A 14,702-nucleotide genomic window follows, 5' to 3' on the forward strand; every position below is an offset into this window, starting at 1 on the left:
CCCTTGGAACGATGATCGACCGGTAGCGTAAGCCGCCCGGTTTACTCCGGCAACGCGCCGGCGTCACCGGGGACGGGTACCTCACTCAGGAAGTTCTCGACCGCTCGCGGTGTCCGCAGTACATGGAGCTGCGCGGTCTCGGCGAACTCTCCGATGGCCGCCCTCACCGCGGGGAGGCTGTGCCGGCGATAGCCGATCAGCCACCGCCAGAAGACCAGGTTCTCCCGAGACCGGCGCAGTGCCCGCCACGCGCAGCGCCACAGCGAGAAGTCCAGGACGACAACGGTATCCGCCGCACGCAAACGCACCTCGAGCACGTCGTAAGGACCGAGATCGCCATCCATGATCCACGCGGGTTCCCCGATCAGCGCCTCTTGGACGGCGACCCACCGCACCACGGACATCGGGACGAGATCCGGGGTCCAGAAATGGGCGTCCAGTTCGACCACCGGAATCCCGGTCGCGGCCCCGAGTTCCCGGGCGAACGTCGACTTGCCCGCGCCGCCCCGGCCTAGCACCACGATCTTCTGCATACCGGTTACCCTGCCACGACCCGGGTCGGCGCAGGGGCGAACGCTACGGGTGGCTCGGTAGACGGTCGGTGGAATTCCCGGCTAGGGCGGCTTCCACATTGGCGATTCCGGCGCGCACACCGAGGCCGTAACCGTCCTCGGGAAGGTCGTCCAGCCGGGCACGCGCCGCCTCTAGGTGCTGGTGCGCCGTATCGAACGCGCCCAGGCGACGGTAGTTGTCGGCGAGGTTGAGGTGCAGCGAGGGGTAGAAGCCGCGCACGCTCAACCCGGCGTGATGAGCTCGAGCGCGCTCGTCGGTGAGCGAATCGGCGGCGTCCAGTGCGCGGATGTCCCAGGTCAGCGCGTCGGCGGCGTGGTCCTGTAGATCCGCCATGAAATGTGCGAGCGAAACCCGATGCAGCGGATCACCGTTCGCGCCGATCCCCGACCACAGCGTGGCCAGCTGTTCGCGCGCGGCACCCGTATCCCCTTGGCGGCCAAGGGTTACGGCGTCGTTGATGGCGCTCATGATCTCGTCGACGGCAGTCATGACATCGACGGTAGACCTGGGGTCCGACAACTACCGGGTGGGCCGCCCGTGCCGGCCGTCCCCGGCGATGCGTCCGCGCCGGATCAAATCTCGCTTGGTACCGGGTCCGAGGGTGACCTGTTCGTCCTCGCCCGCCAGCGACTCGTCCGGATTCGGCCGCACGAACAGCGTGACCGTGGTGCCCTCGGTGAATCCGTTCTTGCGCATCATCGACGCCGAGGCGGTGTTGTGGTTCTCCACATCGGTGACGATGCGGCGCGCGCCGTGTTTGAACAGCAGGTCGCAGCAGGCGGTCATGAGCTTGCCGGCGACGCCGCGCCCCTGCATATCCGGCGCGACTGCGATCCACTCCAGATACGCCCAGTCCTCCCGCAGCTCGAATTCCATGGAGGCCAGCACGAATCCGACGACCCGATCCGAATCCACCGCCACCCAGCAGGAGCGGCCCGCACTGTCGAGGTGCTCGGCGACCGAGGTCAGCGACCACGAGGTGTAGGGCTTGGCGTGGGTGTCGAACACCTGGTAGCCGAGGTCGATCACCTGGCGCAGATGCCCGAGCCCCATGGGGACGATGGCGACGTCGGTTTGGATGGATATGTCGGATTCCATACCAATAGTTTGCCAGCTGACTGCTGGCCGGTCGGGAACCCGCCGGGTAGGCGCGTGCTGCAAGGGCGTGCTATCAGGCGCCCTTGCGAGTCTGCTTGGCCGGAGCCTTCTTCGCCGCCGTCTTTTTCGCAGCCGCCTTCTTGGCGGGCTTCTTCTCCGCGGTCGCCTTGGTCGCCTTCGCGGGCGCTGCGGATCCCGTCTTGCGTCCGGACGCCTCCAGGCTGCGCTGCAACGCGGCGACCAGGTCGACGACCTCGGCATCCATTTCCGGTGCCGCCGCCTCGGGCGCGCGAGTGACCTTGCTGCTGCCGCTGGCGATCGCCTCGTCCAGCAGTTTCTTCAATTCGATCTGATATTCGTCCACGTACAGCCCGGGATCGAAATCGTCCGACAGCGTGTCGACCAGCGTCTCCGCCATCTGCAATTCCTGTTTCTTGGGCTCGGTGACATCGTCGAGCTTGTCGAACGCCACCGCCCGCACCTCATCGGGCCACAGCAGCGTCTGCAACACCAGCACCCCGTCGCGCACCCGCAACGCCCCCAGCCGCGTCTTCTGCCGCAACGTGAAATGCACCAGCGCCACCCGATCCACGCGCTCCAGCGTCTTCGCCAGCAGCACATAGGCTTTCGGCGTCGTGGAATCGGGTTCCAGATAGTAGCTCTTGTCGAACAGAATCGGATCGATCTGCTCCGAAGGCACGAATTGCAACACTGGAATTTCGTGCTTCTCCGCCGCCGGAAGTTTCGCGAAGTCCTCGTCGGTGAGAATCACCCGATCCCCATCCGGCGACTCATATGCCCGATCGATATCCGAATACTGCACCGGCTGCCCATCCACCGTGCACACCCGCTCATACCGAATCCGCCCGCCATCGACAGCATGCACCTGATGAAACTTGATGTCATGGTCCTCCGTGGCGGTGTACACCTTCACGGGAACATTAACCAGACCGAACGCGATGGAGCCCTTCCAAATGGACCGCATTGTCCGATGGTACTGCGAACGACGTGTCGTCGCCGGTAACGCGCCCGCCGACCTGCGGTTTTATGCTGCCTGCTGCCTTGCTGGCTGGGGCTCGTTGGTCGCGGTCGTCTGACGGCCCTCCGCATCGGAATGTGGTCTGCGGGTTCGATTGCTGGCTGGGTTGTCGGACCATCGGTGTAGCGTGTGCCGCCATGCAGCCTGCGACCGCTGTGGTCTCGGAGATTGTTGGCAGCCTCTCGCCGCTTGATGACCTCGAATGCCAGCACATCGCAACGACTTTGGACTGGCTCGCATCGACCGATGATGTTTCCGGCGGGAGAAGCCTGCGACGCCCTCGCCGCATCTGGTTGCCTACGCGATTCTCGTCGATCCTGATCGGCGCGGGGTGTCCTCGACCGGCATCGGAGAGCGGGCCTGCACTTGCCGATGGGTGGACATATCGAACCGCACGAGCATCCTGTGGACGCGGCGCGCCGCGAGGAACTCGGCATCGAGCCCCACTTCGACGTGGCGGGCGAGCAGCCGCTCTTTCTCACCCGGACCGTCACCGTCGGTCAGACGGCTGGACATGTCGACGTTTCCTTGTGGTTCGCGATCCGAGGCCACCGCGACCGCGCATATCCACTCGACCCCAGCGAGTTCGACGGCGGCCGATGGTGGGACCTCGATCCCTCAGGGCTTCCCGCCACCGATCCCCGCCTGCCACGATTCATCGCCAAACTCGACACCGTGCTGAAGCCGCAAGCCCGGCGCTGAGCGTCCTGGTGGTGCTCCGCGGGAACTCCGGCTCGGGCAAGTCCACCATCGCCCGTGCGGTCCAGCAACGGTCTCCGCGCGCGAAATGTCTTGTGGCTGGACCTGACGGAACCGCAATCGGTGCAGCGTGACGGTGGGCAGGGCCCAGCGTGGTCACGCAGTTCCATGGAGTGCGTCAGGGCGCGAATCGTTCGCCTTTGGAGGCCCACAAGACCCTGCCTCGGTGCGTCAACCGCCACCCTGCGCAGGAGCTTTCGACCAAGTCGCGCGCCTCGAGTTTGGTGAGGATGCGGCCCGCCTGGTGGGTGGTGAGCGTGACGCCTTTCGCGAGGGACGGGGGTTGGGTGGTGGGGACCGGTCGACTCGTCGCGGCGAGCGCGCTCAGCACCGCGTAGTCGGGTAGGGCGACGGGGCTCATGCCGGGCATGGTCGGCGGCCTCCGAAGTAGCGTGCGAAAGTCTCGCGCGGCATGGCTGTTTCCACATCCGCTATGTGGCTGAGGCAGTCCAGGGTGAGGGCGTCGAGATGCTTTGGTGAGGGCACCAGCACGGCGTCGACGTCTGCGGTACGCACCTGATCGACCAGGGGTACCGATGTGCGTTCGGGTAGCCAGATCAGTTCGTAGCCGAGCCTGCGCGCCAGTCTCCCCACTTGTGCGCGGTCCCATTGCGCCGCAGCGCCGGACACATCGGGATCCAGCCACCCGATCGCGGTCAACGCGCTGTCGATGCTCCTCGCGGAGGGGCGGTACGTGCGAGCCGTCGAGCCAGGCTCGCTGCCCGCATTGAATGCCGATCTCGTTGCCGCGCAACGCCTGTACCGCAGCGACCGCACCCTGGAGACGATCGAGAGGCTGCCTGGGTTGATTCGTCGGATCCACGGTGCGGTCCGCGACAGCGGCGGGGAGAACCGTGCCCAGGTGTCGACGGTGCTCACGAACGCCTACCTGCTGGCGGGCTGGGCGATACGGCGCACCGGCCGGCCCGCGCTCGTGCTGCCCGCTCTGGACCTGGCAGACCATTACGCCTCCACCGGCAACGATCCTGGCTGGGGATCGCTGGCGATGTTGGACCGTGCCCGCATGCTCACTCACTATGGTGAATCCGATGTGGCGGATGGGCTGATCGATACCGTGGTCACGGTGACCGATTCCGCTCACGGATCACCGGTGCTCGCCGGGTACGCCCACTTGGTCGGTGCGGTGAATCGGGCACGGCGACTGAACTATTCGGGCGCGATGAGTCATATCGAAGCCGCCCGTGGGCTTGCCGCCCGCACCGGGGAGACCGACGAGTATGTGACCGCTTTCGGTCCCGTGAACGTCGAGATACACGCGCATGCCGTCGAATTGGAAGCCGGCGACCCGAATCGGGCTGCCGTGCAGGGCGCAGGTCTGTCGATTCCTGCCGGTCACCGTGCACCGACCCGCGTCGGGCATCACTGGCAGGACAATGCCCGCGCCTGGTTGATGTCGGGTAAGCCGGAACGGGCACTTGCCGCACTGAACAAGGCGCGTGCCGCCGCGCCGCAACAAACTCGCCTGCATCCCGCTGTACGGGAAACCTTGTACGGCATCGCAGCAGTCGAGAGGCGCCGCACCGACACCCTGGCCGGGTTCGCCGGCTGGCTGGGTTCCCCACTGTGACAGACGATTCCATCATCCGACCGATCGCGGAGAAGCTGTGAACGATCACGGTGCACCTGTCCTCTACGCCATCGTCACCGGGGCGCCGCCCGCTCGCGACGTCGGCAAGCTGGTGGATCTCGCGCAGGCAGACGGATGGGACGTGTGCGTCATCGCCTCCCCCGAGGGCAGTCGATTCATCGACGCCGACGCCTTGGAGGCCAAGACTGGCCACCCGGTGCGCACCCGGTACAAGGATCCGGGCACTCCGGACCTTTTTCGGCCCGCCGACGGGATGATCGTCGCCCCGATCACGTCGAACTCATTGGCCAAGTGGGCTGCTGGCATCTCGGATACGCTGCCGCTCGGTCTGCTGGTGGAAGCGGTCGGCAAACGGCTGCCGGTCGTAGCGGTACCGTCCGCGAATGCGGCACTACGGCGATTTCCCGCCATTGCCAACGCCGTCACCAACCTGTCCGAATGGGGCGTCACGGTGGTCACCGGCGAGCAGCATTCACCCGGTGGCAGATCGGGGGCTCTCGACGAGTTTCCCTGGAGCAAGGCGTGGAGCGCACTGCTCGAGCATCCATGGCTGCATGCCGCGAGCTAGCCCATCTGGAGTGCCCTCAGCGGCCTAGGGCGCGGAGGATTTGGCGCGCCTGGTGGTCGGCGCCCAATTGGTTGGGGTGGAAGGGGAGGGGGATGTTGGAGTGGGGGTTGGGGTGGGGGATGAGGCCTTCTACCCAGCGGATGCCGTCGGGGCGGCAGGCGTCGTGGCCGATGCTGCCGGTGTAGGTGTCGACCAGTTGGACGCCGGTGGTGGTGGCGACGCGGGCGAGCATGGCGTCGAGTTCGAGGAGTTTGTGGCCGAGCCAGTTCGCGTCGTCGGCGCTGATGGGGATTTGCGGGAAGCAGCCGGTGCCGGGGGAGACGCCCGCCATGTAGTCGACGAGCAGCAGGCGGGCGTGGGGGGCGCGGGCGCGGACGCCGGCGATTGCGGCGGTGACCTTCGGTTCGGCGGCGCGGATGCTGGCGGACATGGCGTCCTCGGTGCCCCCGCGGACGTGCGCGCAGTGGGAGCCCTGAGCGGAACCGGTCAGGCAGGTGGGCACGATGGCGGCCAATCCCGCGTCGTTGCCGCCGATTTCGAGGGTGACGAGGTCGGTGGTGGCGGAGAGCTGGTCGAACTGCGGCGGGGCGACGCGCCCGTCGGGCAGCTGCTGGGGCGAGGTGAGATTGGCCGTGACCGCGGAGGCGCAACTCACGTCGCGGAAGCGGGTCACCCCCAGCGCGGCGGCCACCTGTTTGGCGTAGGAGGTGGCGCTCTGGACGCACAGGAGGGGAACGAATTGCGTGGTGATTCCGGTCAGAGTCGCGTCGGCGGCCCACGAATCACCCAGGGCCACATACTCGTGGACCGCTCGCGGGGGCGTGGGCGGGGTCGCGGCCGCCGGAGCGCACAGCGCGAATCCGGCGGCGGTAGCGGCCACGATCAGGCTCGTCACTGTGCGCATCGATCCTCCTGTGTTGCCGAGAATTCGCTGATGTCCACCTCAGCACGTCGGCAGCGCATCCGACCGGACCGACACGAGATCAAAATCCCCGAGGGCAGCGCGAATAGGTCCATCCGGCCGGACGGTCCGGTGTGTGCTGATTGAAAACCCGGGCAGTGGGTAGCGCCTCGACGTAGCGATCGGACGCGGAGGAGGCGGCATGACCGAGCGGCTGAGCGGGGCATGGCGGGGGATCGGGGCCGGCATGACTCGGCCGCGGCGCATCCTGGATCCGTGGGGTGAGCGGACACCGTACGCGCGGGGCGCGGGCTGGCCGGCGCGCGTCGATCTGCATCTGGCCGACGGAATCGGCCTCGACGATGTGGAGCGCTGGGTGCCCTCGGCGTCGGTGCTGCATTCCAATGGCGACGCCTTCGATATCGCGGTGCGCGGCGACCGGATCGTCGGGGTGCGGGGTCGCGCCCACGATCGCGTCAACCGGGGCCGGCTGGACCCGAAGGACCTGTTCGGGTGGCAGGCCAACGCGTCCTCGGACCGGCTGACCACACCGCTGGTGCGGGAGGGCGGACGGCTGGTGGCCGCGGACTGGGACACCGCCATGGACCGAATCGTGGCGCGCACCAGGGAATTGCTGGACGGTCCGGGCCCCGAAGCCATCGGCTTCTACACCAGCGGTCAGCTGTTCCTGGAGGAGTACTACACCCTGGCCACGATCGCGCGCGGGCATCGGCACCAATCACGTCGACGGCAACACCCGGCTGTGCACCGCGACCGCCGCGGAGAGCCTCAAACAGTCCTTCGGCTGCGACGGACAGCCCGGCTCCTACACCGATATCGATCACGCGGACGTCATCGCGCTCTACGGCCACAATGTCGCCGAAACGCAGAGCGTGCTGTGGTCACGAATCCTCGACCGGCTCGCCGGACCGCACCCGCCCGCCTTGCTCTGCGTCGACCCGCGGCCCACCCCCGTGGCCCGTGCCGCGACCATCCATCTGGCGCCGCTGCCCGGGACCAATGTGGCGTTGATGAACGCCCTCATTCACGAACTGATCGAACAGGATTGGATCGACCACCACTACCTCGACACCCGCACCATCGGCTTCGACGAGCTCGCCAAGAATGTCGCGGACTGGCCCCCGGCGCGGGCCGCGGTGGTGTGCGGGGTCGACGAGGACGCCTTGCGGCACGCCGCGCGCCTGCTCGGCACCGCCGAACATCTGGTGTCCACGGTGCTACAAGGCTTCTATCAGGCGCATCAGGCCACCGCGGCGGCGGTGCAGGTCAACAACATTCATCTCTTGCGCGGTATGCTGGGCCGTCCCGGCCGCGGGGTGTTGCAGATGAACGGCCAGCCAACCGCGCAGAACACCCGCGAATGCGGCGCGGACGGCGACCTGCCCGGATTCCGCAACTGGGCCAACCGCTCTCACCTCGAGCAGCTGGCGCGCGTGTGGAATGTGGAGGCGGACAAGCTCGATCACGGCAAACCCCCGACCCACGCCATGAAGATGATGGAGCTGGCCGAATCCGGCGAGCTGCGCATGCTGTGGGTGTCGGCCACCAATCCCGCGGTGTCGCTGCCGGAATTGGCGCGCATCCGGCGAATTCTCGCCGACGAGCGCCTGTTTCTGGTGGTGCAGGACATCTTCCCCACGGAGACAACCGAACTGGCCGACGTGGTGCTGCCGGCCGCCGCGTGGGGTGAGAAAACCGGCACGTTCACCAATGCCGATCGCACGGTGCACCTGTCCGAGCAGGCGGTGTCGCCGCCTGGCGCGGCCAGATCCGATCTGGCGATCTTCCTCGACTTCGCCCGGCAGATGGACCTGCGCGACCGTACCGGTGCGCCGCTGCCGTCCTGGGACGACCCGGAGTCGGCGTTCCGCGCCTGGCAGCGGTGCAGCGCGGGACGGCCGTGCGACTACAGCGGTTTGAACTACGCCAAGCTGCGCGACCAAGGAATCCAATGGCCGTGCAACACAGCGCATCCGGGCGGGACCGAGCGGTTGTACGCCGACGGCGTCTTCTTCGCCGCCCCGGACGCCTGCGAGAGCTTCGGTAAGGACCTGGTGACCGGTGAACCGTCCGACGAGGCGGAGTATCGGGCGTGCAATCCGCACGGGCGGGCGATGCTGAAACCAGCGCCGTATCTGGATCCGCCCGAATCCCCTTCCGCCGATTATCCTTTCGCGCTCCTGACCGGCCGCACGCTCTATCACTTCCACACCCGCACCAAGACCGGCCGTACCCCCGAGCTGCAGCAGGCCGCGCCCGAGGTCTGGGTCGAGATCGCCGAAACGGACGCGGCGGCCCACGGCATCGCCGACGGCGATCGGGTGCGGGTGAGCACGCCGCGCGGCAGCCTGGTCGCCGCCGCCCGGCTCTCGGATATCCGCCCCGGCGTGGTGTTCGTGCCCTTCCACTACGGCTATTGGGACACCTCGGGGGACGCGCACGAGCGCGCGGCCAACGAGCTCACCCGCACCGACTGGGATCCGGCATCCAAGCAGCCGCTGTTCAAATCCGGTGCGGCGCGACTGAGTCGCATACCGGAGTGAGATCTGCCGGCAGCTCGGAGTTTGCTGGAAGGGTTCGCGCTCGGGTTGATCTCACCACGGCGGGGTATGCACCAGCTATCTGTGCCCGGGAAACCGGTTGCGGGGTCGGTGAATCGGCCGGCCCGAAGGTGTGGCGAGAGGACGAGGTGATGGCGGAGATCGAGGAACTCGTGGAGGCTTTGGCGGACGCGGCCCAGCGCTCGGAGCGCACGGTGGCGGTGGCCGAATCGTTGACCTGCGGGAAGTTGTCGTCCGCGCTCGGGGCGGGACCGGATTCCTCCACCTGGTTACGCGGCGGCGTGGTGGCCTACAGCACGCAGGTCAAACACCGGGTTCTCGGCGTCCCCGAGGTGCCCGTCGTCTCCGAGACCGCCGCGCGGGCCATGGCCGCCGGAGTCCGGTCGCTGCTGGACGCGGATGTCACGGTCGCGGTGACCGGGGTGGGCGGCCCCGGCGCGCAGGACGGCGAGCCCGCGGGCTCGGTGTGGCTGGCGGTGGACGCGGGCGAGGTGCGCCAGGCCCGCCACGAGCAATTCGACTGTCCGCCTGAGGAAGTCCTCGCGGGCGCGGTCGAGGTGGCGCTGCGGATGCTGCTCGACGTCTTCGAATCCGAGCAGGCGAAAGCGCCCGAGCCCGCCGAATGAAGCGTGGGGAACCGGCCCACCGCAGGAAGCGGGGGAACTGGTCCATTGCATGACGCGGGAACCGGCCCACCGCAGGAAGTGGGGGAACTGGTCCATTGCATGACGAGCGGGAACCGGCCCACCTCCGGTAGCGGAGGAACTGGAACCGCTCCACCGCATGACGCGCGGAACCCCACCGCATGACGCGCGAGGACCAGCCCGCTCAGGCGGGACGGACCGCTGCGGCGCGGGTTTCGCGTGCGTTGCGCTCGATGGTGAAGGTCACCGGCTGCTGACCACTCAGGGTGCGGTAGCCGGGCACGTCGATCGCGGAGTACTCGACGAACAGCCGCCGCTGTGGCTGGTCGTCGATGGAGATGAAGCCGAAGCCCTTCGCGGCGTCGAACCACAGCACGGTGCCCCGCAGCCGTCGGCCCGAGGGCTCCGCGACCGGGGTGGGGAGAGTAAGCGCCGCCGGGACCGACATACCGGACCTCCTCGAGAGTCTTGTCCTGCCACTGCCGACCTACCCGGCCCGCCACGCCCGAAACCCAAGGGGAAGTTGATACCTGGACGGACTGATGTGAAATCGCCGCGTCCGCGCCGCGAGTGTGACCTCCGCTGCCGCGGCCACGCGGACGGGTTGAAGGGGGACGCACGGGGTAGCCGGAAGGTGTCAGAGCCGGAAGGAGCCCCATGCCCATGCAGGTCGATCGGAAGCTCGGTCACAGCCGGACGCTGCCCGCCCCGTGCGGTGAGCTGTCGGCCGCCATCGTCGCCACCTTGGGGAAGCCCGCGGGTTCCCCGGTGCCGGTCCTGCCGACACCGGACGACCCCTACGGCCGCGACCTTCACGTCGCCCTGCACACCTGCTACGCCCTGCACTACGAGAACCTCGAGGGCGTCGACCCGGCCTGGGAATGGGATCCCGCGCTGCTGGGCCTGCGCGCCGATCTGGAGCGGACCTTCCTCGACGCACTGCGCGCCGACGCCGGCCAGGACCTGGACCTCGACGCCGAACTCGACGAACTGCTGCTGACCCCCGACCGCGATTCCGGCGTCTCGGGATACCTGCGCAGCGAGGGCAAGCTGTGGCAGATGCGCGAATACTTCGTGCACCGCTCGATCCTGCACCACCAGGAGGCCGACCCCTACGCGTGGCTGATCCCCCGAATTCGCGGCGAGGCCAAGGCCGCGCTCGTCGCGGTGGAGTTCGACGAATTCGGCGGCGGCCACGGTGATCGAATCCATCAGCGGCTCTACGCGGATCTGCTGCGCGGCGCGGACCTGGACGCGGAATTCCTGTCCTACTTCGACGTGGTCGCCACCCCCATGCTCGCCCTGGTCAACATGATGACCCTGTTCGGCCTGCATCGTGACCTGCGCGGCGCCGGGGTCGGCCATTTCGCGTCCGTGGAGATCACTTCCTCCCCGGCCTCGCGCAATATGGTGGAGGCCCTCGAACGCCTGGACGCCGATCCGGCGTGCGTCCACTTCTACCGTGAGCACGTGGAGGCCGACGCCGTGCACGAACAGCTGATGCGCCACGGTGTGATCGGCGGCCTACTGGAAACCGAACCGGCGCTGCGTGATTCGATCGCCTTCGGTATTCGCGCCACCGGCCTGCTCGAGGACCGATTCGCCGATCATGTACTCGACTGCTGGCGGGCCGACCGTACCTCGCTGCATTGATCCGGCTCGAATTCATGGGCATCGACGGATGTTTGTGACCGACCGCACTGGGTAGGCGTGCAACGTCCCCTCCGCCAAGCGTGAGGTGAAAGATGTTCATGCACAACAAGGATTTGCAATTCGAGGTCCGGGTGCAGCAGCCCGACCCCAGATTCGCGACCCTGCTCCAAGAGCAATTCGGCGGCGCCAACGGCGAATTGAAGGCCGCGATGCAATATTTCAGCCAGGCGTTCGTGCTGCGCCGCAAACACCCGAAGATGTACGACCTCTTCATGGATATCGCGACCGAGGAATTCAGCCACCTCGAGATCGTCGGATCCATGATCACCATGCTCCTCGACGGCCTCAACGAAGATCTGAAAGTGGCCACCGAACGCTGCGATTGGATGCCGATGGTGTCAGCCACGGGCGGCCGCAACGACGCCATCCACCAGGTCGCGGTGGATCCGCTGTTCTTCGCGTTGCGCGGCGGCGGACCCGATGTCGGCAATTCCGCGGGCGTGCCCTGGTCGAGTGCGTACGTCAACGCCAACGGCGAGCCGTCGGTGGATCTGCGCAGCAATCTTGCCGCCGAATCTCGGGCGAAGATTGTCTACGAGTACCTCAAGCAGTTCACCGACGACCCGGGTATCCAAGACACGCTGTCGTTCTTGATGAGTCGCGAGGTGGCGCATTTCCAGCAGTTCACCGCGGCGCTCAACGAACTTCCCGTCAATTTCCTGCCCGGTGCGCTGCCCGGTGACGACCGGTTCCAGAATGTCGCGTTCAACATGTCCGATGGCGCGGACGCGGTGCGCGGACCCTGGAACGAGGGGCAGGGGCCGTGGCCCGAGGGCATGCAGTGGCGTTATGTCGACGATCCCGTCGGGCAATGGCTGTCCGGTGATCAGCGGCGCAATCGGGGCCTGGAAACCAATCCGATGGGATCCCCGGCGGTGCAGGGCACCAAACCGTTCACCCACGAACAACATACGCAGCAGTGAGCCTTTTTCATCCTCGATCGGCTTCGAGTTCGCGGATTTGGAGGGCGTGAATCGCTTTGGCGAGCTGTCCGGCCTTGTGCGGGCAGCAACGTAGCTTCCGTAGCACTTTCCAGCTCTTGAGCTGGGCCAGTGGAACCCGGCAGCTACCCGCTGACCGGGCTATCCTGTGTTGCCCACCGGCTGCTGATCAGCGGTCGAAGACCAATCCGAACCCGATCACGCCGGGCCGCCGGCCCGGCGAAAAATCGAGGTTAGCGGTTGTCGGCGGGTGGGGCGGGGTTACCGTCGATCAATGAGCCGTAGTGGGAGCGGTCGCATGGTCCGGGTCGGGGTGGTGGCGGCCGCGGTCGCTCTGGTCGCCGCGGGGTGCGGGGGTGGGGGCGGTTCCGAGCCGTCGGGGGCGGCGAGTTGGCCGCCGGGGGATGGGCGGGGGTCCTGTGCGGTGGACAAGCAGGAGAACGTGCCTGCGACCATGCGGGATGGGACGGTGTTGAAAGCCGATGTGTACAAACCGAAGTCGGCGGATTCGGTGCCGGTGATCTTGATGCGCACCCAGTATGGCAAGGCGGCGGCGCAGGTTCAGCCGTTCCGGTATCAGACGCCGGATTGGTTCGCCTCGCACTGTTATCTGGTGGTGGTGCAGGACATTCGGGGGCAGGGGCAGTCGGCGGGCACGTTCAGCGAGTTCACCAATGACATGAACGACGGGTACGACTCGGTGGAGTGGGCGGCGGGGCTGCCGGGCTCGGACGGCAAGGTCGGGATGTACGGGTCGTCGTATGTGGGTGCGACGCAATGGCTCGCGGCCGTGGGCGGGCCGCCGCATCTGACCACCATCGTCCCGGCCAATACCGCCTCGGATTACTATGACGGCTGGAATTACGAGGGCGGCGCGTTCCGGCTGGCGTTCGTGGAGCCGTGGGCGATGGAGACCATCGGGGCGAGCGCGGCCCAGAATCGCGGTGACACCGGGACCGCCAAGCAGTTGGCGGCGGACGGGGCGAACTATTCGCGCTGGCTGGGTTTCCGCCCCTACCAGCAGTTTCCGCCGATGCACCCGGGTGATCCGACGATCGCGCCCTGGTTCTTCGACTGGATCGACCATCCCACCCGCGACGACTACTGGAAGCAGTGGAGCATCCGCGACCGGTACGCGAACGTGCAGGTCCCCGTGCTGGATTTCGAAGGCTGGTACGACGCGTTCCTCGCGGGCGGGGTGGAGAATTTCGCCGGTATGGTCGCGAACGGCGGTTCACCCGCGGCCAAGGCGAATCAGCGCCTGGTGCTGGGTCCGTGGGATCACGTCGGCTGGGGCCGGCCGGGCAGCAATGTCGAGACGCCGCTGCTGGCCGCCGCCGGCGCGGCGGGCGACAGCCCGATCAACGATCTCATGCTGGCCTGGTACGACCATTTCCTGAAGGGCAAGGACAACCAGGTCTCCGGTAAGCCGGTGGTCGACTACTTCCTGATGGGTGCGAACAAGTGGAAGTCGGCGTCGGCGTGGCCGCTGCCGAACACCCGGTGGACCACCTATTACCTGTCGGGCAACGGCGGCAACGGTATTCAGGGCCGGATCGGGCAGCTCACCACCGACGCGCCGAAGGATCCGCAACAGCCCGACCGCTACGACTACGACCCCCTGAACCCGGTGCCGAGCGCGGGCGGGCATTCCTGCTGCGGCGCGTCGACGGGACCGCAGGGCCCGGTGGATCAGTTCGTGGTGGAGCAGCGCTCGGACGTGCTGACCTACACCACCGCGCCGATGACCGCCGACACCGAACTCACCGGTCCGATCCGCCTGACGCTGTGGGCCGCCTCGACCGCGCCCGACACCGATTTCACGGCGAAGCTGGTGGCGGTGGCCCCGGATGGTTCCACGGTGAATCTGAACAACGGCATCATCCGCGCCGCATACCGGGATTCGCTCGAGCACCCGACGCCGATCGTGCCCGGTCAGCCCTACCGGTTCACCATCGACATCTGGCCGACCAGCTATCTGGTCAAGGCGGGCGCGAAGATTCGCGTCGAGGTCTCCAGCAGCGATTTCCCGCAGTTCGCACCCAATCCGAATACCGGCGACCCGTTCGGCGCGAACCCGAACACCCAGGTGGCGACGCAGACGATCTATCACGACGCGGAGCATCCCTCGGCGCTGGTGTTGCCGATCATTCCGGCGGGCGATGCGGGGAGTTCACGATTCCCGCTGCAACACTGAAACATTCGTCCCGGACCATGTCCGTGGCCGGGCTTCCCGAGGATTGTCCGCCCCATTCGGGAAGCACCGGCCACCTAC

General features: G+C 67.2%; 15 protein-coding genes and 1 pseudogene. 8 read left to right on the forward strand and 8 right to left on the reverse strand.

All coding sequences use genetic code 11. The features are described from left to right. Nucleotides 1-41: 41 nt before the first annotated feature. The 4 genes from D7D52_RS12530 to ku all read right to left on the reverse strand — a co-directional run bounded on the left by D7D52_RS12530 (nt 42) and on the right by ku (nt 2,656). Nucleotides 42-533 carry a P-loop NTPase family protein gene (locus D7D52_RS12530; RefSeq protein ID WP_120736474.1) on the reverse strand — a complete coding sequence of 164 codons (492 nt, stop codon included), beginning with the start codon at nt 531-533 and terminating at the stop codon, nt 42-44. A gap of 43 nt (nt 534-576) precedes the next feature. After that, nucleotides 577-1,062, reverse strand: coding sequence for a hypothetical protein (locus D7D52_RS12535; RefSeq protein ID WP_120736475.1), 486 nt, complete (start codon nt 1,060-1,062; stop codon nt 577-579). A 30-nt stretch (nt 1,063-1,092) separates the two neighbouring features. Next, the gene (locus D7D52_RS12540; RefSeq protein WP_246023839.1) at nt 1,093-1,671 is read right to left on the reverse strand and encodes a GNAT family N-acetyltransferase; all 579 of its coding nucleotides are present in this window, start codon (nt 1,669-1,671) and stop codon (nt 1,093-1,095) included. A 73-nt stretch (nt 1,672-1,744) separates the two neighbouring features. Beyond that, the gene (gene ku / locus D7D52_RS12545) at nt 1,745-2,656 is read right to left on the reverse strand and encodes a non-homologous end joining protein Ku (protein ID WP_120736476.1); all 912 of its coding nucleotides are present in this window, start codon (nt 2,654-2,656) and stop codon (nt 1,745-1,747) included. 420 nt (nt 2,657-3,076) lie between these two features. Between ku and D7D52_RS12550 the strand changes: the two genes are divergently transcribed. Further along, nucleotides 3,077-3,412, forward strand: a complete 336-nt coding sequence (locus tag D7D52_RS12550) for an NUDIX domain-containing protein (RefSeq protein ID WP_281279187.1) — start codon at nt 3,077-3,079, stop codon at nt 3,410-3,412. Nucleotides 3,413-3,587: 175 nt separating this feature from the next. Here the strand turns inward: D7D52_RS12550 and D7D52_RS12555 are convergent, their stop codons facing one another. Together D7D52_RS12555 and D7D52_RS12560 are read right to left on the reverse strand one after the other, a co-directional pair. Continuing rightward, nucleotides 3,588-3,830, reverse strand: a complete 243-nt coding sequence (locus tag D7D52_RS12555) for a hypothetical protein (protein WP_162958294.1) — start codon at nt 3,828-3,830, stop codon at nt 3,588-3,590. Further along, nucleotides 3,827-4,129, reverse strand: a complete 303-nt coding sequence (locus D7D52_RS12560) for a hypothetical protein (RefSeq protein ID WP_246023841.1) — start codon at nt 4,127-4,129, stop codon at nt 3,827-3,829. Before D7D52_RS12560 ends, D7D52_RS12555 begins: the two co-directional genes overlap by 4 nt. Before the next feature lie 34 nt (nt 4,130-4,163). Here D7D52_RS12560 and D7D52_RS12565 point away from each other — a divergent pair, with 34 nt between their 5' ends. Continuing rightward, complete coding sequence (locus D7D52_RS12565; RefSeq protein ID WP_162958089.1) at nt 4,164-5,057, forward strand: XRE family transcriptional regulator; 894 nt, start codon at nt 4,164-4,166, stop codon at nt 5,055-5,057. 37 nt (nt 5,058-5,094) lie between these two features. Next, the gene (locus D7D52_RS12570) at nt 5,095-5,646 is read left to right on the forward strand and encodes a flavoprotein (RefSeq protein WP_120736480.1); all 552 of its coding nucleotides are present in this window, start codon (nt 5,095-5,097) and stop codon (nt 5,644-5,646) included. A 16-nt stretch (nt 5,647-5,662) separates the two neighbouring features. Here the strand turns inward: D7D52_RS12570 and D7D52_RS12575 are convergent, their stop codons facing one another. Next, nucleotides 5,663-6,550 carry an SGNH/GDSL hydrolase family protein gene (locus tag D7D52_RS12575; RefSeq protein ID WP_120736481.1) on the reverse strand — a complete coding sequence of 296 codons (888 nt, stop codon included), beginning with the start codon at nt 6,548-6,550 and terminating at the stop codon, nt 5,663-5,665. Between the two features lie 244 nt (nt 6,551-6,794). Between D7D52_RS12575 and D7D52_RS12580 the strand changes: the two are divergent. After that, a pseudogene (locus tag D7D52_RS12580) lies at nt 6,795-9,111 on the forward strand (molybdopterin oxidoreductase family protein). A 149-nt stretch (nt 9,112-9,260) separates the two neighbouring features. Further along, on the forward strand, nt 9,261-9,755 hold the full coding sequence (locus D7D52_RS12585) for a CinA family protein (RefSeq protein ID WP_120736482.1): 495 nt from the start codon (nt 9,261-9,263) through the stop codon (nt 9,753-9,755). 202 nt (nt 9,756-9,957) lie between these two features. On the opposite strand, the gene D7D52_RS12590 is transcribed toward D7D52_RS12585, so the two are convergent. After that, on the reverse strand, nt 9,958-10,221 hold the full coding sequence (locus D7D52_RS12590) for a cold-shock protein (protein ID WP_120736483.1): 264 nt from the start codon (nt 10,219-10,221) through the stop codon (nt 9,958-9,960). Between the two features lie 215 nt (nt 10,222-10,436). Here D7D52_RS12590 and D7D52_RS12595 point away from each other — a divergent pair, with 215 nt between their 5' ends. The 3 genes from D7D52_RS12595 to D7D52_RS12610 all read left to right on the forward strand — a co-directional run bounded on the left by D7D52_RS12595 (nt 10,437) and on the right by D7D52_RS12610 (nt 14,624). After that, complete coding sequence (locus tag D7D52_RS12595; protein ID WP_187703140.1) at nt 10,437-11,426, forward strand: iron-containing redox enzyme family protein; 990 nt, start codon at nt 10,437-10,439, stop codon at nt 11,424-11,426. A 92-nt stretch (nt 11,427-11,518) separates the two neighbouring features. Beyond that, complete coding sequence (locus tag D7D52_RS12600) at nt 11,519-12,409, forward strand: manganese catalase family protein (protein ID WP_120736485.1); 891 nt, start codon at nt 11,519-11,521, stop codon at nt 12,407-12,409. Between the two features lie 331 nt (nt 12,410-12,740). Then, complete coding sequence (locus D7D52_RS12610) at nt 12,741-14,624, forward strand: CocE/NonD family hydrolase (RefSeq protein WP_425464672.1); 1,884 nt, start codon at nt 12,741-12,743, stop codon at nt 14,622-14,624. The last annotated feature ends 78 nt before the right edge of the window (nt 14,625-14,702 follow it).

This window comes from Nocardia yunnanensis, assembly GCF_003626895.1.
Lineage (GTDB): Bacteria > Actinomycetota > Actinomycetes > Mycobacteriales > Mycobacteriaceae > Nocardia > Nocardia yunnanensis.

Coding starts and splice junctions, on each gene's coding strand:
- D7D52_RS12595 (WP_187703140.1), top strand. CDS start 10,437: ATGCAGGTCGATCGGAAGCTCGGTCACAGCCGGACGCTGCCCGCCCCG.
- D7D52_RS12585 (WP_120736482.1), top strand. CDS start 9,261: ATGGCGGAGATCGAGGAACTCGTGGAGGCTTTGGCGGACGCGGCCCAG.
- D7D52_RS12555 (WP_162958294.1), bottom strand. CDS start 3,830: ATGAGCCCCGTCGCCCTACCCGACTACGCGGTGCTGAGCGCGCTCGCC.
- D7D52_RS12535 (WP_120736475.1), bottom strand. CDS start 1,062: ATGACTGCCGTCGACGAGATCATGAGCGCCATCAACGACGCCGTAACC.
- D7D52_RS12575 (WP_120736481.1), bottom strand. CDS start 6,550: ATGCGCACAGTGACGAGCCTGATCGTGGCCGCTACCGCCGCCGGATTC.
- D7D52_RS12530 (WP_120736474.1), bottom strand. CDS start 533: ATGCAGAAGATCGTGGTGCTAGGCCGGGGCGGCGCGGGCAAGTCGACG.
- D7D52_RS12540 (WP_246023839.1), bottom strand. CDS start 1,671: ATGGAATCCGACATATCCATCCAAACCGACGTCGCCATCGTCCCCATG.
- D7D52_RS12590 (WP_120736483.1), bottom strand. CDS start 10,221: ATGTCGGTCCCGGCGGCGCTTACTCTCCCCACCCCGGTCGCGGAGCCC.
- ku (WP_120736476.1), bottom strand. CDS start 2,656: ATGCGGTCCATTTGGAAGGGCTCCATCGCGTTCGGTCTGGTTAATGTT.
- D7D52_RS12600 (WP_120736485.1), top strand. CDS start 11,519: ATGTTCATGCACAACAAGGATTTGCAATTCGAGGTCCGGGTGCAGCAG.